This is a genomic window from Bradyrhizobium sp. 40 (assembly GCF_023100925.1).
Lineage (GTDB): Bacteria > Pseudomonadota > Alphaproteobacteria > Rhizobiales > Xanthobacteraceae > Bradyrhizobium.
Map to the genome: position 1 here is coordinate 4,184,488 of NZ_CP064688.1, position 17,977 is coordinate 4,202,464.

Annotated in this window: 18 protein-coding genes; 15 read left to right on the forward strand and 3 right to left on the reverse strand. The window is 65.3% G+C overall.

From position 1 onward, the window contains the following. Nucleotides 1–194: 194 nt before the first annotated feature. The 10 genes from lptF (at nucleotide 195) to IVB40_RS20460 (ending at nucleotide 10,637) form a co-directional block, all read left to right on the forward strand. The gene (gene lptF / locus IVB40_RS20415) at nucleotides 195–1,364 is read left to right on the forward strand and encodes an LPS export ABC transporter permease LptF (protein ID WP_247461685.1); all 1,170 of its coding nucleotides are present in this window, start codon (nucleotides 195–197) and stop codon (nucleotides 1,362–1,364) included. Then, the gene (lptG, locus tag IVB40_RS20420) at nucleotides 1,361–2,458 is read left to right on the forward strand and encodes an LPS export ABC transporter permease LptG (RefSeq protein ID WP_027569681.1); all 1,098 of its coding nucleotides are present in this window, start codon (nucleotides 1,361–1,363) and stop codon (nucleotides 2,456–2,458) included. Before lptF ends, lptG begins: the two co-directional genes overlap by 4 nt. Then, nucleotides 2,458–4,947: an LPS-assembly protein LptD gene (locus tag IVB40_RS20425; RefSeq protein ID WP_247816123.1), complete on the forward strand. Its 2,490-nt coding sequence runs from the start codon at nucleotides 2,458–2,460 to the stop codon at nucleotides 4,945–4,947. The genes lptG and IVB40_RS20425 overlap by 1 nt, the downstream gene beginning before the upstream one ends. Nucleotides 4,948–5,016: 69 nt before the next feature. Next, complete coding sequence (locus tag IVB40_RS20430) at nucleotides 5,017–5,943, forward strand: SurA N-terminal domain-containing protein (RefSeq protein ID WP_027569679.1); 927 nt, start codon at nucleotides 5,017–5,019, stop codon at nucleotides 5,941–5,943. Beyond that, complete coding sequence (gene pdxA, locus IVB40_RS20435) at nucleotides 5,943–6,959, forward strand: 4-hydroxythreonine-4-phosphate dehydrogenase PdxA (RefSeq protein ID WP_247816124.1); 1,017 nt, start codon at nucleotides 5,943–5,945, stop codon at nucleotides 6,957–6,959. The genes IVB40_RS20430 and pdxA overlap by 1 nt, the downstream gene beginning before the upstream one ends. Beyond that, the gene (rsmA, locus tag IVB40_RS20440) at nucleotides 6,956–7,816 is read left to right on the forward strand and encodes a 16S rRNA (adenine(1518)-N(6)/adenine(1519)-N(6))-dimethyltransferase RsmA (RefSeq protein ID WP_027569677.1); all 861 of its coding nucleotides are present in this window, start codon (nucleotides 6,956–6,958) and stop codon (nucleotides 7,814–7,816) included. The genes pdxA and rsmA overlap by 4 nt, the downstream gene beginning before the upstream one ends. A gap of 16 nt (nucleotides 7,817–7,832) precedes the next feature. After that, entirely contained in the window at nucleotides 7,833–8,891 is a 1,059-nt protein-coding gene (locus IVB40_RS20445) for an alcohol dehydrogenase (RefSeq protein WP_027569676.1), read from the forward strand. 168 nt (nucleotides 8,892–9,059) lie between these two features. After that, on the forward strand, nucleotides 9,060–9,221 hold the full coding sequence (locus IVB40_RS20450; protein WP_007609340.1) for a Flp family type IVb pilin: 162 nt from the start codon (nucleotides 9,060–9,062) through the stop codon (nucleotides 9,219–9,221). Nucleotides 9,222–9,294: 73 nt separating this feature from the next. After that, nucleotides 9,295–9,531: a hypothetical protein gene (locus tag IVB40_RS20455; protein ID WP_007609339.1), complete on the forward strand. Its 237-nt coding sequence runs from the start codon at nucleotides 9,295–9,297 to the stop codon at nucleotides 9,529–9,531. A 353-nt stretch (nucleotides 9,532–9,884) separates the two neighbouring features. Then, nucleotides 9,885–10,637, forward strand: a complete 753-nt coding sequence (locus IVB40_RS20460; protein ID WP_051462927.1) for a Crp/Fnr family transcriptional regulator — start codon at nucleotides 9,885–9,887, stop codon at nucleotides 10,635–10,637. Here the strand turns inward: IVB40_RS20460 and IVB40_RS20465 are convergent. Next, nucleotides 10,616–11,353 carry a Crp/Fnr family transcriptional regulator gene (locus IVB40_RS20465; RefSeq protein WP_027569675.1) on the reverse strand — a complete coding sequence of 246 codons (738 nt, stop codon included), beginning with the start codon at nucleotides 11,351–11,353 and terminating at the stop codon, nucleotides 10,616–10,618. The genes IVB40_RS20460 and IVB40_RS20465 overlap by 22 nt on opposite strands. Nucleotides 11,354–11,525: 172 nt before the next feature. Here IVB40_RS20465 and IVB40_RS20470 point away from each other — a divergent pair, with 172 nt between their 5' ends. The 5 genes from IVB40_RS20470 (at nucleotide 11,526) to IVB40_RS20490 (ending at nucleotide 16,392) form a co-directional block, all read left to right on the forward strand. Then, a complete protein-coding gene (locus IVB40_RS20470; protein WP_027569674.1) occupies nucleotides 11,526–11,765 on the forward strand; it encodes a hypothetical protein in 240 nt (79 codons plus the stop codon). A 17-nt stretch (nucleotides 11,766–11,782) separates the two neighbouring features. Continuing rightward, nucleotides 11,783–12,484: a Crp/Fnr family transcriptional regulator gene (locus IVB40_RS20475; protein ID WP_027569673.1), complete on the forward strand. Its 702-nt coding sequence runs from the start codon at nucleotides 11,783–11,785 to the stop codon at nucleotides 12,482–12,484. 671 nt (nucleotides 12,485–13,155) lie between these two features. Continuing rightward, the gene (locus tag IVB40_RS20480) at nucleotides 13,156–14,502 is read left to right on the forward strand and encodes a caspase family protein (RefSeq protein WP_027569672.1); all 1,347 of its coding nucleotides are present in this window, start codon (nucleotides 13,156–13,158) and stop codon (nucleotides 14,500–14,502) included. A 27-nt stretch (nucleotides 14,503–14,529) separates the two neighbouring features. Further along, complete coding sequence (locus IVB40_RS20485) at nucleotides 14,530–15,024, forward strand: hypothetical protein (protein ID WP_247286407.1); 495 nt, start codon at nucleotides 14,530–14,532, stop codon at nucleotides 15,022–15,024. A 150-nt stretch (nucleotides 15,025–15,174) separates the two neighbouring features. After that, nucleotides 15,175–16,392 carry a hypothetical protein gene (locus IVB40_RS20490; RefSeq protein ID WP_247286409.1) on the forward strand — a complete coding sequence of 406 codons (1,218 nt, stop codon included), beginning with the start codon at nucleotides 15,175–15,177 and terminating at the stop codon, nucleotides 16,390–16,392. Here IVB40_RS20490 and gmk read toward each other — a convergent pair. Continuing rightward, a complete protein-coding gene (gene gmk, locus IVB40_RS20495) occupies nucleotides 16,325–16,984 on the reverse strand; it encodes a guanylate kinase (protein WP_027569669.1) in 660 nt (219 codons plus the stop codon). The two genes, IVB40_RS20490 and gmk, sit on opposite strands and share 68 nt — an antisense overlap. A 3-nt stretch (nucleotides 16,985–16,987) precedes the next feature. Then, entirely contained in the window at nucleotides 16,988–17,875 is an 888-nt protein-coding gene (locus IVB40_RS20500) for a YicC/YloC family endoribonuclease (RefSeq protein ID WP_027569668.1), read from the reverse strand. Between the last annotated feature and the right edge of the window lie 102 nt (nucleotides 17,876–17,977).

Genomic DNA, 17,977 nt, shown 5'->3' on the forward strand with positions numbered 1-17,977 from the left:
CGAGGGAAATATTAACCATATATTGAGGGTGCCACGGGGCAGCCATTTTGTTGACGGATCAAAGGGATGGTACTGAGAGAGTAAGCCGGCGGATGAGATGGTTGGCCGACCTTGGGGATCCCCTTGCGGGGATTGGTTGGACAGCCGGAATTCCGGCCGGCATTGGGGACTTGGTGGGATTCGTGCGGTAGCGCATGGGGTCAATCGATAGGTATATCTTCCGCACGACGCTCGCGTCGTTTGCGCTGGTCTTGGTCAGCCTCACGGGCGTGATCTGGATTACGCAGGCGTTGCGCGGCATCGACCTGATGACGAGCCAGGGTCAGACCATCCTGACCTTCCTCGGCATCACCAGCCTCGTCGTGCCCGCGCTGGTCCTGATCATCTCGCCGATTGCGCTGATGATTGCGATCTCGCATACGCTGAACAAGCTCGCGACCGATTCCGAGATCATCGTGATGAATGCCGCCGGCTTCTCGCCGTTCCGGCTGTTCTATCCGTTCTTCTACGCCACCTGCGTCGTGGCGCTGCTGGTCGCCTTCATCGCGGCCTATCTCGCTCCCGACGGCATGCGGCGGATCAAGCAGTGGGACGCCGAGATCACCGCCGACGTGCTCACCAACATCCTGCAGCCCGGCCGCTTCGCCCAGCTCGACAAGAACCTGACGATCCGGATTCGCGAACGCCAGCCCGGCGGCATCCTCGCCGGCATCTTCATCGACGACCGCCGCGATCCGAACGAGCGGGTCTCGATCGTCGCCGAGCACGGCGAAGTCGTGAAGAACGACAACGGATCGTTCCTGGTGCTGGAGACCGGCAATCTCCAGCGCTTCGAGGCCGGCAAGCGCGATCCCGCGCTGGTGGCGTTCGGCCGCTACGGCTTCGACATGTCGAAGTTCTCGGGCCAGGGCCGCGATGTCACGCTCGGCATCCGCGAGCGCTATCTCTGGGAGCTGCTCTCGCCGTCCGAGGACGACCCTGTCTACAAGCAGATTCCCGGCCAGTTCCGCTCGGCCCTGCATGACAGCCTGCTGGCGCCGATCTATCCGTTCGCCTTTGCCGTGCTGACCTTCGCGTTCCTGGGTGCGCCTCGCACCACGCGCCAGAGCCGCAACTTCTCGATCGGCTCCTCGATCATCGCCGTGTTCGGCCTGCGCATGGCCGGCTTCGCCTGCTCGGTGATGGCGGTGAAATCGCCGGGCGCGGTGCTGGTCCAATATGCGATGGTCATCGGTGCCATCGGCCTCGGTCTGGCGATCATCATTGGCGGCCTCGTGGTCGAGCCGCCACCGCGCCTCATGGAGGCCATCAACAGGTCGAACGCGCGCATCGCGCGGCTGTTCCGACGCCCGGCCACCGCATGAGCATGCTCACCAACACACTCGGGCGCTATTTCGCCGGCCGTTTCGTGGTCGCGGCGCTCGGCGTGTTCGCCAGCATTTTCCTGTTGCTGGTGCTGGTCGATTACATCGAGATGGTGCGCAAGACCTCGGGGCTCGCATCCGCCTCCGCAGTCATGGTGGCCGAGACCTCGCTGTTCCGCGTGCCGCAGCTGTTGGAGAAGCTGACGCCGTTCTGCATGCTGATCGGTGCCATGACCTGCTATCTCGCCCTCTCCCGCCGGCTCGAGCTCGTGGTCGCGCGCGCCGCCGGCGTCTCCGCATGGCAATTCATCTCGCCGGCGCTCGGCAGCGCGCTGCTGATCGGCGTGATCGCCACCGTCGCCTACAATCCGATGTCGGCCAATCTGCGCGAGCTCTCCAAGCGCATGGAAGCCGAGCTGTTCGGCTCGGCGCCCGGCGGCGGCATTCAGGACGCCTCCGGCTTCTGGCTCAATCAGGTCACCAATGACGGCCAGACCATCATCAACGCGGCGCGCAGCGAGCAGCAGGGCGTCCGGCTCACAGGGCTCACCCTGTTCCGGTTTGACACAGAGCAGCACTTCAAGGAGCGGGTCGAGGCGCGCGAGGCGACGCTCGAGGCCGGCCGTTGGCTGTTCAAGGGCGTCCGCCGCTTCTCGCTGGATTCGCCGCCGGTCGATCAGGCCAGCCTGGAGATTCCGACGACGCTGACCGAGGCGCAGGTCCGCAACAGCTTTTCCACACCCGAGACTGTGTCCTTTTGGCAACTACCGAGCTACATCCGCTCGTCCGAGAGCTCGGGCTTCGCGACAGCCGGATACCGACTCCAGTATCAGAAGCTTCTGGCACAGCCGTTTTTGCTTGCGGCCATGGTGATGCTCGCGGCTTCCGTGTCGTTGCGCTTCTTCCGGATGGGCGGCGTGCAGAAGATGGTTTTGAGTGGCGTGGGCGCAGGCTTTCTGCTCTACGTTCTGTCGAAAGTGACTGAAGATTTGAGCAAGGCTGAGTTGATGCATCCGATCGCTGCGGCGTGGTTGCCCGTGGTGGTGGGCGGCCTCACCGGCTTTTTGGCCTTGCTGTATCAGGAGGACGGATAGTGACGGCCGTCCACCGCGGGCCCGTGTCTCGTTTGACGCGGCGCACATTGGTGCGCGCGAACGGGTGTGGCTTGTCCATTCGCAGGTTCCTGCTTGCTGTCGCCGCCGTGGCATCGCTCGGTGGCGTGGTGGACGTTGCCGCCGTTGCGCCGGCCTCCGCCCAGAGCTTCACCTACAATCCGCTGCCGCCGCGTGCGAAGCCGCCGAAGGCCGTCAACGACAACCAGATGCTGGTTCAGGCGACCGAGGTCGACTACGACTACAACAATTCGCGCGTCTCCGCGGTCGGTAACGTCCAGCTGTTCTACAACGGCACCAGCGTCGAGGCCGACAAGGTCATCTACGACCAGAAGACCAAGCGGCTCCACGCCGAAGGCAACATCCGCATGACGGATGCCGACGGCAAGATCACCTATGCGGAGATCTTGGACCTGTCCGACGACTACCGTGACGGTTTCGTCGATTCGCTGCGCGTCGATACGGCCGACCAGACCCGCATGGCGGCGAGCCGCTCCGATCGCTCCAGCGGCAACTACACGGTGTTCGAGAACGGCGTCTACACGGCCTGCGCGCCGTGCAAGGACGATCCGAAGAAGCCGCCGCTATGGCAGGTCAAGGGTGCGCGCATCATCCACGACCAGCAGGAGAAGATGCTGTATTTCGAGACGGCGCAGCTCGAATTCTTCGGCGTGCCCATCGCCTATATGCCCTATTTCTCGACGCCCGACCCGACCGTGAAGCGCAAGACCGGCTTCCTGATGCCGGGCTTCACGTCGAATACGCCGTTCGGCTACGGCGTCGAGGTTCCGTTCTACTGGGCGATCGCGCCCGACATGGACGCGACCTTCAGCCCGCGCATCACGTCCAAGCAGGGTGTGCTGTTCCAGGCCGAATTCCGCCAGCGCCTGATGGACGGCGCCTATCAGATCCGCGTCTACGGCATCGACCAGCTCGATCGAAGCGCGCTCGCCGGCCAGCCCGGCGACAAGCAATTCCGCGGCGCCGTCGACACCAAGGGTCAGTTCGCGCTGAACGACAAATGGGTCTGGGGTTGGGACGGCGTCCTGATGTCCGACTATTATTTCTTCTCGGACTATCGGTTGTCGCAATATCGCGATCCGCTCGGCTCGTTCCTGTATCTGCCGACGGATGCGCTCTCGCAGCTTTACCTGACCGGCGTCGGCAATCGCAGCTTCTTCGACGCGCGCACCATGTACTGGCTGAGCTACTCGGGCAACCAGAGCCAGGTGCCGGTCGTCTACCCCGTGATCGACTATTCGAACGTGCTGAACTATCCGGTCTTCGGCGGTGAGTTCAGCTACAAGACCAATTTCGTGAACCTGTCGCGTGACACCGCGGTGTTCGATCCGATCACGACGCTCGCCAACACCAACAGTCTGTGCACGACGGCATCGGCCGATCCGCTCGCGCGCACGCCGTCGCAGTGCCTGATGCGCGGCTTCCCGGGCACCTACACCCGCCTGACGGCCGAAGCGCAGTGGCGCAAATCCTTCACCGATCCGTTCGGTGAAATCTGGACGCCGTTCGCCATTCTCCGCGCCGATGCGATCAACTCCTCGGTCTCCAACCAGCCGGGCGTGTCGAACTATCTTCCTGTCGGCGACACCCAGGCGTTCCGCCTGATGCCCACCGTGGGCCTCGAATACCGCTATCCCTTCATCAACGTTCAGCCCTGGGGCTCGACCACCATCGAGCCGATCGCGCAGATCATCATTCGGCCGAACGAGACCTATGCCGGCAAGTTCCCGAACGAGGACGCGCAGAGCATGGTGTTCGACGCCTCGAACCTGTTCAGCGTCGACAAGTTCTCCGGCTACGACCGTGTCGAGGGCGGCGGCCGCGCCAATGTCGGCGTGCAGTCCACCACGCAGTTCGACAGGGGCGGCGCCATCAAGACGCTGTTCGGCCAGTCCTACCAGCTGTTCGGCATGAACTCCTTCGCGGTCCAGGACTCCATCAACACCGGCGTGGATTCCGGCCTGCAAAGGCCGCGCTCCGACTATGTGGCGAGCGCCGCCTATTCGCCCAACAGCACCTATACGTTCAGCGTTCGCTCGCGCATGGACGAGCAGACCTGGAACGTCCAGCGCTTCGAGGCGGAAGGCCGCGCCAACTTCAACCGCTGGTCCGTCAGCATGCTGTACGGCAATTACGCGGCGCAGCCGGAACTCGGCTATCTGACCCGCCGCGAGGGCATCCTGACGTCGGGCTCGATCAAGGTCGCGGCCAACTGGGTGGTCACGGGCTCGGCGCGCTGGGACCTGGAGGCCAACAAGATCAACCAGTATGTGCTCGGTGCTGGCTACGTCGACGATTGTTTTGTGCTCGGCTTGAACTATGTAACAGCGTATAGCTATTCCGCAGGCGCGACGCCGCCCGTGCTGAACCACGCGATCATGTTCCAGATCGGCCTGCGCACGCTGGCGAACACAGCGACGACCAGCAGTTCCGGCAGCGGTCTCCAGTGATTGGTTTGAAGGTGCCGGCCGCGTGTTCCCGATCGCAGGTTCACCGCGGCTGACATGCGAGCGACAAATATGACGATCCCATTGCCTGTCTTCCGCCTCTTCCTCCTCCTCACCGCCCTGCTCTTGGCCGGCACGCCGTCGCGCGCGCAGAACATCGTCGTGATGGTGAACGGCGATCCCATCACCGACTTCGACATTGACCAGCGCTCCAAGCTCGACCAGCTGACGACGCAGAAGACACCGGCCCGTCAGGAGGTCATCAACGAGCTGATCGACGACCGGGTGAAGATGAAGGAAGGCAAGAAATACGGGGTCGATCCCGGCGTCTCCGACATCAACCAGTCCTACGATGGCATGGCGCAGCGCATGCGCATCTCGCCGGACCAGCTCACCAAGTCGCTCGAGGTCAAGGGCGTCCGCCCCGAAACCCTGAAGAGCCGCATGAAGGCCGAGATGGTCTGGAGCAGCCTGGTGCGCGGCCGCTTCAAGGAAAAGCTGTTGGTCGGTGAGAAGGACGTCGCGCAGGCCGTGCAGGCCCAGACCGGCGACAAGCTGCAGATCGAGGGCACCGAATACAAGATGCAGCCGATCGTGCTGATCGTGCCGCGCGGATCGTCGCCGGCGTTCCTGGAGACGCGGCATAAGGAAGCCGAGCAATATCGCTCGCGCGTCGGAAGCTGCGAAGAAGCCAATTCGTTGTTCCGCTCCACTCCGAACGCCACCATCCGCGACATCGTCACCAAGACCACCGCTGAATTGCCCGAGGCGCTACGCAAGGTCCTCGACGACACGCCGATCGGCCACCTCACCGCCCCCGAGACGACCAAAGCGGGCATCGAGATGGTGGTGCTGTGCTCGCGCAAGCCGACCATGATCGACACGCCGAAGAAGCGCGAGGTCCGCGAGAAGATGTATCAGGAGAAGTACGAGAAGACCCAGAAGGCCTATCTCGAGGACCTCCGCAAGGCGGCGATGATCGAGTATCGCAACCGCTGATGGCCCAGCAGCCTGCCAAGCCTCTCGCGCTGACGCTGGGAGAACCTGCCGGCATCGGCCCCGACATCACCATCGCAGCCTGGCTCAAGCGCCGCGAACTGGACCTGCCCGCCTTCTATCTGCTCGGCGACGAGGCGCTGATCGCGCGCCGCGCCAAAGCGCTCGGCGCCGACGTCAGGATCGCTTCGGTGAGCGCCGGCGAGGCCGGGGCCGCTTTCCCTGAGGCCCTGCCCGTGGTCGCGACCGGCGAGCCCGCGAGTGCCGAGCCCGGCAAGCCCGACGCATCGAGCGCGCCGGCCGCGCTCGCCTCGATCCGCCAGGCGGTCACTGATGTCCGCGACGGTCGCGCCGGCGCCGTCGTCACCAATCCGATCGCCAAGAGCGTGCTCTATCGCGCCGGCTTCCGCCATCCCGGCCATACCGAATTCCTCGCCGAGCTCGCCGCGGAAGACGGCCGCGTGCCGCAGCCGGTGATGATGCTGTGGTCGCCGCGGCTTGCCGTGGTGCCCGTGACCATCCACGTCTCCTTGCGCGACGCACTGGCCCAGCTCACCAGCGAGCTGATCGTCTCGACCGTGCGCATCGTCGCGACCGAACTCAAATCCCGCTTCGGCATCGCCATTCCGCGCATCGCGATCTCCGGCCTCAATCCGCACGCGGGCGAGGACGGCTCGCTCGGCCACGAGGAGCAGACCGTGATCGCGCCGGCGATCAAGACGTTGCGCAGCGACGGCATCGAAGCGAAGGGACCGCTCCCCGCCGACACCATGTTCCACGAAGCCGCGCGAAACAGCTACGACTGCGCCGTCTGCATGTACCACGACCAAGCTCTGATCCCGATCAAGACGGTGGCGTTCGACGACGCGGTCAACGTCACCCTCGGCCTGCCCTTCATCCGCACCTCGCCCGACCACGGCACCGCCTTCGACATCGCCGGGACCGGCAAGGCCAATCCGGCAAGCCTGATCGCCGCGTTGAGGCTTGCGAGCCGGATGGCGGCTGCGAAAACCCGATGAGCGCGATCGACGACCTCCCACCGCTTCGCGAGGTCATTCGCCAGCACGCTTTGTCGGCCCGCAAATCGCTCGGCCAGAACTTCCTCCTCGACCTCAATCTCACCGCGCGCATCGCGCGTGCGGCGGCTCCGCTCGAGGACTCTACCATCATCGAGATCGGCCCCGGCCCGGGCGGATTGACGCGCGCCTTGCTCGCGCTCGGCGCCAGACGCGTCATCGCCATCGAGCATGACGAGCGCGCGATCCCTGCCTTGCAGGATATTTCCGCGCGCTATCCCGGCCGTCTCGAGATCGTGCATGGCGACGCCATGACCTTCAACCCGCGCCCGCTGCTGTCGGGCGAACGAGCAAAAATCGTCGCCAACCTGCCCTACAACATCGCGACCCACCTTCTCGTCGGCTGGCTCACCACCGAGCCCTGGCCGCCCTGGTACGACATGATGGTCCTGATGTTCCAGCGCGAGGTCGGCGAGCGCATCGTGGCGCGCGAGGACGACGAGGCCTATGGCCGGCTCGGCGTGCTCGCCAACTGGCGCTGCGAGACCAAGATCCTGTTCGACATTGGGCCGTCCGCCTTCGTGCCGCCGCCGAAGGTCACCTCTTCCGTCGTGCGACTGATCCCGCGCGAAACGCCTCTCGCCTGCGATCGCAAGCTGCTCGAACAGGTCGCCGCCGCCGCCTTCGGCCAGCGCCGCAAGATGCTGCGGCAAAGCCTGAAGGCGCTCGGCGCCGATCCCGCGCGGCTCGCCGCAGCTGCGGGCGTCGACGCGACGCGGCGCGCGGAGACCGTTCCGATTTCCGGCTTTGTTGCCATGGCCCGTGAATTGGCCAATATACGCAGCGAAACAGAGAGATAATTTCGGAGGAAGAAATATGGCGTTGATGCGTCGGCAGTCCCTTGTCAAGTTCGATGCGCCGCTGTGCGAGACCATCGTCGACACGCCGAAGCCGCAAGGAGGCGAGGTGCTGGTGCGCATCGAGCGCTGCGGCCTCTGCCACTCCGATCTGCACATCCAGGACGGCTACGCCGATCTTGGCGGCGGCAAGAAGCTCGACACCACGCGCGGCATGACGCTACCCTTCACGCTCGGCCACGAGATCGCGGGCGTAGTCGATGAAGTCGGCCCCGACGTGTTCGCCGGTCTCGTCGGCAGCAAGAAGGCGGTGTTTCCGTGGATCGGTTGCGGCCAGTGCCGCGACTGCGCCAATGGCGACGAGAACCTCTGCGCCAGGCAGCGCTTTCTCGGCGTCTCCATCGACGGCGGCTTCGCCACCCACGTGCTGGTGCCCGACGCGAAATATCTGCTCGACTACGATCCCCTGCCCGTCAACCAGGCCGCGACCCTGATGTGCTCCGGCGTCACCGCCTATGGCGCGCTCAAGCGCCTGGTCGACCGACCGCGCCAGCGCAACCTCCTGCTGATCGGCCTCGGCGGCGTTGGCATGATGGGCCTTTCCTTCGCGGCGGCCATGTTCAAGCAGCCGATCACGGTCGCCGATCTCAGCGGTGCCGCGCGCGAGACCGCGCTGAAGAACGGCGCGGCGGTGGCCTACGATCCGGCCGAGCCCGACGTGATCAAGCGCATCCTCAAGGAAACCGATGGCGGCTTCGACGAGATCGTCGATTTCGCGGGCAATGAGAAGTCCATGGCTTTCGCGGTCGCGGTCGCCGCGCGCGGCGGCAAGATCGTGGTCTCCGGCCTGATGGGCGGCCAGTTCACGTTGCCAATGGTGCAATGGGTCTACAAGCGCATGACCATCGAGGGCTTCATGGTCGGCACGCTCACCGAGGCTCACGAGCTGATGGCGCTCGCCCGCGCCGGCAAGATCAAGCCGACGCCGATGCGCGAGGAGCCGATGGGCGACGTCCAGACCTGGATCGACGAGCTTCGCGCCGGCAAGGTCGTCGGCCGCATCGTGCTCAAGAACTAGCGCCGTAGAAGATCGACGAACGCAGGGCGGCGGAATCCATTTCTCGCCGCCCGCTTCGTGGACGGCGATTAACTCGAAATTGACGCAAGGCGGGGTTCCGAATTGGGGAACCCGCTCCCTGCGGATTATGGTCCTCGCCAGCTCTCTTATTGGAATTCTGGCAAGACCATGCAGACCATCCGCCGCTTCCTCGCCGACGAGTCCGGCGCCACCGCGATCGAGTACGGCCTGATCGCCGCCGGCATCGCGCTCGCGATCATCGCCGTCGTCAACAATCTCGGCGCGACGCTGAACAAAAAGTTCACCTCGATCAGCAGCTCGCTGAAATAGCGCGGGCACGCTCGTTAATACACGGCATTCGTCTGTCCCGCGGAACGGCAACGGCCGCGCCGCGTTGGCAGCCATGTCCATTCGCTGCACCGTCGAGAACGCATTCTTCATCGCCTGGAGCTTCCTGGAGCAGAGCGGAGAGCTCGGCTCTCCGGACGAGACGGCGAACGTCCTGCTCGACGCCATCGAGGCCCAGCTCAGGACCGGTGAACGCCGGCAACTGATGCTCGCCAACAGGGCGATCGATGCCTATCGCGCCCACGCGGAAAAAAGCCGGCCCGCGCATGATTGCGAAGCACGCTTCGGGTGACGAACATCCTCGCCGCCCTCGGGCCCGCCGGCCCGGCGGCTTTTGAGGTATAGGCCGGCGGTCCGTCGGGCAGAGCGCACGGGCTGCGGCGCCCCGCATCGGGGACGCTACGCCGATCCGCGCCCCTGTTGTGTGCACTCCTGCACAGAGTTCGTGAAGTTGAAGGCCGCCGGGTTCGGCAGCGCCATTTGCCTCGCGTAACATGCGCCTCGCCAGCGATTTCCGTAATTCCGCAGACCGGAGGCCAATTTTTCAACGCTTGGAAAACGCCTTGTGTGCACTTTGGAACCGTCGGCTCCGTCGCGGAAACGTAGGGTTCTGGCCGGTGCCGATTCCCGGCCAGAGCAAGACATGTGACCGGTCGGCCCCAGAACGATCTTCTCCAGCGGCTCAGCCGCCCGGATTTCGAACTGCTCGCGCCGCACCTCCAGCCGGTTGAACTCGAGGCGAGCCACATCCTGCATCACGCGGGCGACGAGGTCGCGGCGGTGCATTTTCCCTGCCGCTCGACACTCGTGTCGTTCGCCGTGCCGGTCGAGGACGATCGCGAGGTCGAAAGCCTGCTGGTCGGACGCGAGGGCGCGGTGGGCATTGCCGCCGGCCGCAGCGCCTCGCTGGCCTATTCGCGCATCGTCGTGAAGCTGGGCGGCACCCTGATGCGGCTGCCGCCGCGCGCGCTCGAGCAGGCCCAGCAGAGGTCGGCCACGCTCCAGCAGGTGTTCTCGCGCTACGCCGACTGCCAGTTCGCTCAGCTGCTTCAGACCGCGGCCTGCAATGCCGCGCATTCGATCGAGCAGCGCGCTGCCAAGTGGATCATGTCGGCGCAGGAGCACGTCGGCGGCCCCGAGATCCCTCTCACCCACGAGCAGCTTGCCGGCATGCTCGGCGTCTCCCGCAGCTATGCCAGCCGCGTCATCCAGATGTTCAAGGCGAGGCGGATCCTCGCGACACGCCGTGGCGCCATCCTGATCCTCGACGCGCCGGCGCTCGAAGCCAGAGCCTGCCGTTGCAACGATTGGGTGAAGAAGCATTTCGACGAAGTGCTCGGCGCGCGGCATCTGCCAGCGGCTGACATATTGCGGCCTCACGCGCGCGGCGGCGACTGACGCTTGAGATGCAGATAGGTCGGACTGAAGCCTCCGAGCCGCTGCAGTTCGCGCCATTTCAGCACGATCAGCTCGCTGTCGCGCAAGTCCATGGTCCCGCTCCGCCTGAGGTCGGCGAGCGTCCGGTTCACCGTCGCGATCGCCATGCCCAGCGTCTCGCCGAGCTGCGCCAGGCTGATCGGCAGGCGGCAGCGATTGCCGCGAACGAGTTGCGCGGCGCGGGCGCGGTAGAACAGCTCGCAGAACAGGTGTGCCATGCGCGTGTGCATCGGCCGGGCGCTGTTGTTGGTGATGGCCTCGCGAAAAATAGCCGCATCGAGCAGTGTCTCGCGCCAGACCGAGAGCGCGAAGGTCGGTCGTCGCCGGAAGGCAATGAACAATTCGCGATGCGGGATGAAGGCCACCGAGGCGGGCCCGAGGGCGCAGAGGCCATGGTCCATCTGGTCGATGAACAAGCCCTGGGAGTCCGGCAAGTCGCCGGACAGATGGAACGCGAGATATTGCCGCCGGCCGCTGTCGAGCAGATGGTAGCGCGCGATCATGCCGGAGACGACCAGCGCCGAATGCTCGGGTTCGTCACCCTGACGGATGAAATCCTCGTTCGGCGCGAACTCGCGCTGCACAAAGGTCAGCCCGCGAATTTCAGCGACATCTTCCTGTGCGAGCGCGGTGTGCTCGCCCAGGTTCCGGATCAGCACGTCATGGGCTTTTTCCATGTGTCCCGTTCCACGTATCCCGCCAAAAATCCTGCCGCTTCGATCAAATGATACATCTGTCCCATATCCAGCGGACTAGAACGCTGGTCGGAAGCACAGGTTGCTACCGGTCTGCGACATTACTTGGTCGCAGCCCACCGTCCCTCGATCGCGGACTGCACCCGCCATTCGCATGAGCTCTACGACGATCCTGAAGCGCATTCGCCACCTGTTCGCACCGGATTCGGGCGAGCACCTCGACAGTATCAGCCATGCCTTCCTGCAGGGCAGGTTGAAGGAGCCGGCGCAGCCGATGTCGGATCAGGAGCTTGCGCGCGCCATCCGCGAGTTCCAGGCGGTTCCCGTCTCCGATTGGACCATCGCAAAACTCTCCCAACGCCTGCTCGACCCGGCGATGCCGCGTGACGAGTGAAACACCTCCTCTTGTCCATGCCGCACCCGAAGTTCATCGCTCATCTCCAGGCGATTGAAGGCCTCTCGGAAGACGAACGCCGCCAGATCGCTGGCCTGCCGTCCACGCTCCGTCAGGTTTCGGACGGCGAGATCGTGCTGCGCCAGGGTGAAGATGCCTCTCGCTGCGTTTTCGTCGTCAGCGGCTTTCTCTACCAGGCTCGCATCGTCGGCGATCGCAGCCAGATCCTCGCCTTCCACGTTCCCGGCGACATGCCGTGCCTGCACACGCTGCTGGTCTCGCCGATGGATGCGGACCTCGTCGGTCTTGGCCCCACCATCGTCGGCTACGTCGCACACAGCCAACTCAAGCAGCTGCTCGACGGCTCCATTCACCTGACCCGCGCGTTCTGGCGCGAGACGCTGATCGATGCGGCGATCTCGCGACAATGGATCGCGCGCCTCGGTGCACAGGCGGCACTGCCGAAGGTAGCGCATCTGATCTGCGAGCTCGCCGCAAGGCTGGAGGTCGTGGGCCTCGTCAAGAACCGCCGCTTCCAGATGCCGATGACGCAGCGGCATGTCGCCGATGCCTGCGGATTGTCGATCGTCCACGTCAACCGCACCATCCAGGAGCTGAGAGGGCGCCGATTGATTGCCTGGGAGGGAAGCGAGATCGAGCTATTGCAACCCGACGAACTCCGCGCGCTCGCGGATTTCACGCCGGATTATCTGACCTGAGCGCGACGGGCAAGTTGGGGGACGCGCCGGCGCTCCAACGAGGCAAGCCCGGTCGACCTGCGTCCGGGACACGAGATGGAAGGATAGCGCACGCTGTCTCCACGCAGTCATTGCGAGCGCAGCGAAGCAATCCAGAATGCCGCCGCGGAAAGATTCTGGATTGCTTCGCTTCGCTCGCAATGACGAGGAGGCCGCGGTCCTGCCCCAAGCCCTCTCGCCGCACAAGGCCTGCACCGCGACCGGAGGCAATAGTGCATCGCTCCCGGGAAGAGCACGAAGGACACCGTTAAAACCATCCACGCAGGGAAGGCCGGGCGATCGGCCACCCCATCGGTCCACCCCGTCTGCATTCCTGTAGCGCACGGACCAACGGGTGCCGCCGGCGCCCGGCCTTCCCTGCGCCCTTTGGCCTCCATTGGGCGATGAACGGCGGCAAGGCTCGGGCAGAATCTGCCGCGGGAACGTGCAAGCATGCGCCTCGCCTGCGAATACATAACGCAGCCTATCCGCGTCATGGCCGGGCTTGTCCCGGCCATCCACGCCTTGCCGCGCAGCACGAAGGACGTGGATGCCCGGCACAAGCCCGGGCGTGACGGCCTGTACAAATGCCGCACCGCTTTTCGCCGGCGCGTGGGACTGCTAGACTGACGCCATTATTTTGGGGAATTTTGATGCGCGCGAGGATTTTCAGTCGCGTCCCGGGGCTGGCGACGCTGGTCGCAGCCCTGCTCGTCGTCGCCACGCTACCTGCATCGGCCGAGAAGCGCATCGCGCTCGTGGTCGGCAACTCCGCCTACAAGAACATCACGCCGCTCGACAATCCATCCAAGGACGCGAGCCTGATGGCGGAGACGCTTGGCTTGCTCGGCTTCACGCTGGTCGGAGGCCGCGCCCAGCTCGATCTCGACAAGGGCGCGATGGACCTGGCGGTGCAGAGCTTTGGCCGGCAGGTGCAGGGCGCCGACGTCGCGCTGTTCTATTATGCCGGCCACGGCGTGCAGGTCTCGGGCGCTAACTATCTCGTGCCGGTCGGCGCCAATCCGACGCGCGAGGCCGACGTCGACTTCCAGATGACCGACGTCAACCTCGTGCTGCGCCAGATGCAGGGATCGGGCACGCGCCTCAACCTCGTGATCCTGGACGCCTGCCGCAACAACCCGTTCGGCTCGCGCGGCCTGCGCGCCTCCGATGGCGGTCTCGCGCAGATGCGCGCGCCGGAGGGCACGCTGATCTCCTACGCAACGCAACCCGGCAACGTCGCCCAGGACGGCAGCGACGGCCACAGCCCCTACACAAAAGCATTGGCCGCGACGGTCCGGACCGCGGGCCTCGACGTATTCCAGACCTTCAACCAGGTCGGCCTCGCGGTGAAGCGCGCCACCTCCGGCGCGCAGCAGCCCTGGGTGTCGTCCTCGCCGATCGACGGCACTTTCTATTTCGTACCCCCGACGCAAACCGCCCCGCCGCAGGTCGCAGCGATGCAGCCTGATCCGTTGCCGGCGGATCGGCTGCGCGCCGATCCGGACCGCGTCCCGTTGCGCGATGCCGCCCTGCTGAGCGAACTCAGCGAGCGGCTCTACGAGCTCAATTTCGATCCTGACAGCCCTGACGGAATGACCCGCGCGATCACAAAGCTCCAGCAGCGGATTTCCATGGCGCCGACGGGCGAAGCCACCGAAGGCCTGCTGCTGCGGATGCGCAAGATGGAGGACCTGAAGCCATGGGGCTCGATCGTCTACGGCCCCGACGGCAGTAAATGGGGCATATCCTGGAACCACGCCTCGCGGCGGGCGGCGGTGGCGGATGCGCGCGGCAATTGCGCCGGCGCCAAATGTCCGATCGAGCTGTCTTTCTATGGCAACCGCTGCGGCGCGTTCGCGATCTCCGACAAATCCTGGTCGCTGGTCCAGCGCGACAGCGTGCAGCGCGCGAAAGACGCCGCGCTTGACGAATGCGGCAAGGCTGGCAAAGTTTGCCGCATTATCGGTTCCGTCTGTGCCGACGGCTCTGGCCGCTGATACGATTTTCATTTTGGATTTTTACGCATGCGCAATGCCGTCATCCCCGCGATTGCCCTCGCCTTCTTCCTGTCCGCCACCATCGCTCCACCGTCCGCCGTCGCACAATCCGGCAGCGCCGGCGGCTCGATCGGCAATGACGAGAAATCGCTGTCCGGCTCGCGATCGGACCGTTCCGCCGAGCCGGCGCCCTCGGCGCGTCGCAGCAAGCCGGCCGAGGAGCCGCGCAGCTCCTCGCGACGCGGCGGTGGGGGTGGTGGCGGCGGGAGTTTCGACGGCGCCTGGATGGTCGTCAGCGTCGGCTGCGGCGGCACCACGTCCGGCGCGGTCGTGGTTTCCTCAGGCAAGGTCATAGGCCAAGGCGTCACGGGTACCGTCAGCGCAACCGGCGCGGTCAGCACGTTCGGTCAAGGCGATGGTGTGACCTTCACCGGCTCCGGCCGCCTCGCTGCCCGCAGCGGCTCCGGATCATTCCGCCGCTCAGACGGCTGCGGCGGAACCTGGACCTCAAGCAAGCAATAGCGGCGAAAAAGTCTGATCCCGCGGCGGAACGAACGCCGCGCAGGCCCGATTCAGGCCACATCCTCTCCGGATTTGCGGCTCATTGCCACCCAAGTCTTTGACGACAAAGGGAAGGTAACGAGTTGCGTCATGCGTAATCGGGAGACCAGGATGGGCAACCGCACCGCAAAATTCTTATCTGCCCTCGTAGGCAGCATCATTGCCGGCGCGCCACTTGCCGCCGTGTCGCAGAATGCCTCGACGCCGCCGAGCGCGGCAAATGCCGCGAGCGACTGCATTGGCTCGCCAAAGGGCGCCGCGCCGCAGGGCCAGCATTGGCATTATCGCCTCGAGCGCGCGACCAAGCGGCAGTGCTGGTATCTGCGTGCCGAAGGCGGCAAGGCCGCTCAAACCGCCCAGGCTGCGCCGGATACGCCTGCAGCGGATTCAGCCGTGCCGCAGCAGCACTCGGTCCAGGACGCGCGCGCCGAATATCTGACGCCGCAGAGCATCGTCACTGTGAAGACGCCTGCACAGGCGGGACCGGCGCCGACGCAGCAAGTTGCGAGCCCCTCCGCTGACGTCAACGCTCAGCAGCCCGCCGTCGCCGGGCGCTGGCCCGACGCCACCACGGCGTCCGCCGCGCCCACAGAGCAGCCATCGCCTGCACCTGTGGCGGCCGCTGCGCAGCCGACGACCACGAAGCCGGCGAAGTCCCCTGCTCCGATGGCTCTGGCCGCGGCCGACAGCACCGCCGACAAGCAGACCGGCTCGCTCCAGATGCTGCTGCTCGTGATCGGCGGCGCGCTGACGCTTGCCGGCATCCTCGCCAGCGTCATCTACCGCTTCGCCGGTGGACGCATCCGCGTCCAGGCCGCCGACCAGCGCCGCGTCAACTGGGACAATTTTGAGCCGCACGATCGCGACGATGGCCGTGCGCCCTGGCTCAACGCAGCGTCGGCCGGCGCGCCGCACGCTCGGCAGCCGCGCCCGGTGGATTTCGATGCCGTGCGTCCGCAGGCAGACCAGCTCAAGACCGCGCAGCTCGCCGCGATCGATCGCGAGATTGACGTGATCGACAAGCGCGTCCCGCAAGCGCACCAAGATGCCGCAGAGCTCGACGATGCCAATATCTTCGATGCCGATATCTTCAACGGAGAATTCCAGATCGAGGCGGCGCCGCGGCTCGCGGCCAATGACGTCAATGACGAAGAGCCGGCCGGTCGCGATGACGATGCGGGAGTCGAGGACGCCATCGACATCGACGTGATCACGACGATGCTGGAACGGCTCGCGAAGGACGGGCCGCGGCTGACGCAGCCTAACCTTGAAGCTGACCTTGCAGACCTCGCACGAAGCCCACGAGGCCGGTCTGCCGCTCGCGCTTGAGGCGTTCGGCCTTCAGGATCGACTGCACCTCGGCGAAGGCCTCGTCGACGTCATGGTTGATGACGATGTAGTCGTACTCCGCCCAGTGGCTCATCTCGTGGCTGGCGCGGCTCATGCGCTTGCGGATCACCTCGTCAGAATCCTGCGCGCGCGAATGCAGCCGCTTCTCGAGATCGGCGGCCGAGGGCGGCAGAATGAATACACTGACGACGTCGGCGCGCGCCTTCTCTCGGAGCTGCTGCGTGCCCTGCCAGTCGATGTCGAACAGCACGTCCTGCCCGGCTGACAGCGCAGCCTCAACCGGCGCACGCGGCGTGCCGTAACTGTTGTCGAACACGGTCGCCCATTCCAGCAGCTGGTCAGCCTTCACCATCGCGGCGAAGGTGGCCTTGTCGACGAACGAATAATCCCTGCCGTCGACCTCGCCCGGCCGCATCGCCCGCGTGGTCGCCGACACCGACATTCGAAGGCCGGGCATACGGTCGATCAACATGCGCGACAGCGTCGTCTTGCCCGCGCCCGACGGCGAGGACAGCACGAACATCAATCCGCGCCGCTCGACACCATCAGTTCCGTGACCGCCAATCGTCATCGATCACTCCAGATTCTGGACCTGCTCGCGGAACTGCTCGACCACGTTCTTCATGGCGAGCCCCGTATTGGTCAGCTCGATGTCGTTCGACTTCGAGCAACAGGTGTTGACCTCGCGGTGAAACTCCTGCGCCAGGAAGTCGAGCTTGCGTCCGACCGGGCCGCCCTTGCCGATCAGCTCGCGCGCCTGCGCGATGTGCGAGGCGATGCGGTCGAGCTCCTCGCGGATGTCGGCCCTGGTCGCAATCAGGATCGCTTCCTGCATCAGGCGGTCGGAATCGAAACGGTCGGAGGTGTCGAGGAGGCTCGCGATCTGCTCGGCGAGCCTCGACTTGATCGCCTCGGGCTTGCGGCCGGGCGCGGCCTCCGCCTTCTTCGCCAGCTGCTCGACCTCGTCGACGCGCTGTATCAGGATCTGCCCGAGCGAGGTCCCCTCGCGCTTGCGCATCTCGACGAGTTCGGCGAGCGCCTTGTCGAAGGCGTCCGCGGCGGCGGCGCGCGCGGCCTTGTCTTCTTCCTCGTCGCCCTCGGGCTCGGCAACCTCAATGACACCCTTGATGGCCAAAAGCCCGTCGACGCTCGGCGCGACCGCGTCGACCTTGCCGGCGATCACGGCGGCGGCCTTGAGGACGGCGTTGAGCACGTCCTCGTTGACGCGGACGCTGGTGGCCGCATTGGCGCGTTTGACGGTCAGATTGGCGTAGACGGTGCCTCGCGAGAGCAACTCGGCGGCCCGCTTCTTGGCATGAGCCTCGAGCTCGTCGAATCCCTGCGGCAGCCGCACCCGCAAGTCAAAGCCCTTGGCGTTGACCGACTTCAATTCCCATTCGAACGTATACGGCCCGCTCGCGCCGTGGCTTCGGGCAAAGCCGGTCATGGACGACAACGCCATCAGGTCAATTTCTCCAGAAGCACGGGATTCGCGCGGCCATCAAGCCACGCGAATCTTAAGACTATTTTGCAGGAAAGTGTAATCCGCAAAGTCCCGCGGGGG

Bases quoted from the DNA above. Each gene is read 5' to 3' on its own strand.
- rsmA (WP_027569677.1), top strand. From the start codon at position 6,956: ATGAGCGCGATCGACGACCTCCCACCGCTTCGCGAGGTCATTCGCCAG.
- IVB40_RS20450 (WP_007609340.1), top strand. From the start codon at position 9,060: ATGCAGACCATCCGCCGCTTCCTCGCCGACGAGTCCGGCGCCACCGCG.
- IVB40_RS20465 (WP_027569675.1), bottom strand. From the start codon at position 11,353: ATGGAAAAAGCCCATGACGTGCTGATCCGGAACCTGGGCGAGCACACC.
- IVB40_RS20455 (WP_007609339.1), top strand. From the start codon at position 9,295: ATGTCCATTCGCTGCACCGTCGAGAACGCATTCTTCATCGCCTGGAGC.
- IVB40_RS20470 (WP_027569674.1), top strand. From the start codon at position 11,526: ATGAGCTCTACGACGATCCTGAAGCGCATTCGCCACCTGTTCGCACCG.
- lptG (WP_027569681.1), top strand. From the start codon at position 1,361: ATGAGCATGCTCACCAACACACTCGGGCGCTATTTCGCCGGCCGTTTC.
- IVB40_RS20485 (WP_247286407.1), top strand. From the start codon at position 14,530: ATGCGCAATGCCGTCATCCCCGCGATTGCCCTCGCCTTCTTCCTGTCC.
- gmk (WP_027569669.1), bottom strand. From the start codon at position 16,984: ATGACGATTGGCGGTCACGGAACTGATGGTGTCGAGCGGCGCGGATTG.
- IVB40_RS20475 (WP_027569673.1), top strand. From the start codon at position 11,783: ATGCCGCACCCGAAGTTCATCGCTCATCTCCAGGCGATTGAAGGCCTC.
- IVB40_RS20430 (WP_027569679.1), top strand. From the start codon at position 5,017: ATGACGATCCCATTGCCTGTCTTCCGCCTCTTCCTCCTCCTCACCGCC.
- IVB40_RS20445 (WP_027569676.1), top strand. From the start codon at position 7,833: ATGGCGTTGATGCGTCGGCAGTCCCTTGTCAAGTTCGATGCGCCGCTG.
- IVB40_RS20490 (WP_247286409.1), top strand. From the start codon at position 15,175: ATGGGCAACCGCACCGCAAAATTCTTATCTGCCCTCGTAGGCAGCATC.
- pdxA (WP_247816124.1), top strand. From the start codon at position 5,943: ATGGCCCAGCAGCCTGCCAAGCCTCTCGCGCTGACGCTGGGAGAACCT.
- lptF (WP_247461685.1), top strand. From the start codon at position 195: ATGGGGTCAATCGATAGGTATATCTTCCGCACGACGCTCGCGTCGTTT.
- IVB40_RS20480 (WP_027569672.1), top strand. From the start codon at position 13,156: ATGCGCGCGAGGATTTTCAGTCGCGTCCCGGGGCTGGCGACGCTGGTC.
- IVB40_RS20500 (WP_027569668.1), bottom strand. From the start codon at position 17,875: ATGGCGTTGTCGTCCATGACCGGCTTTGCCCGAAGCCACGGCGCGAGC.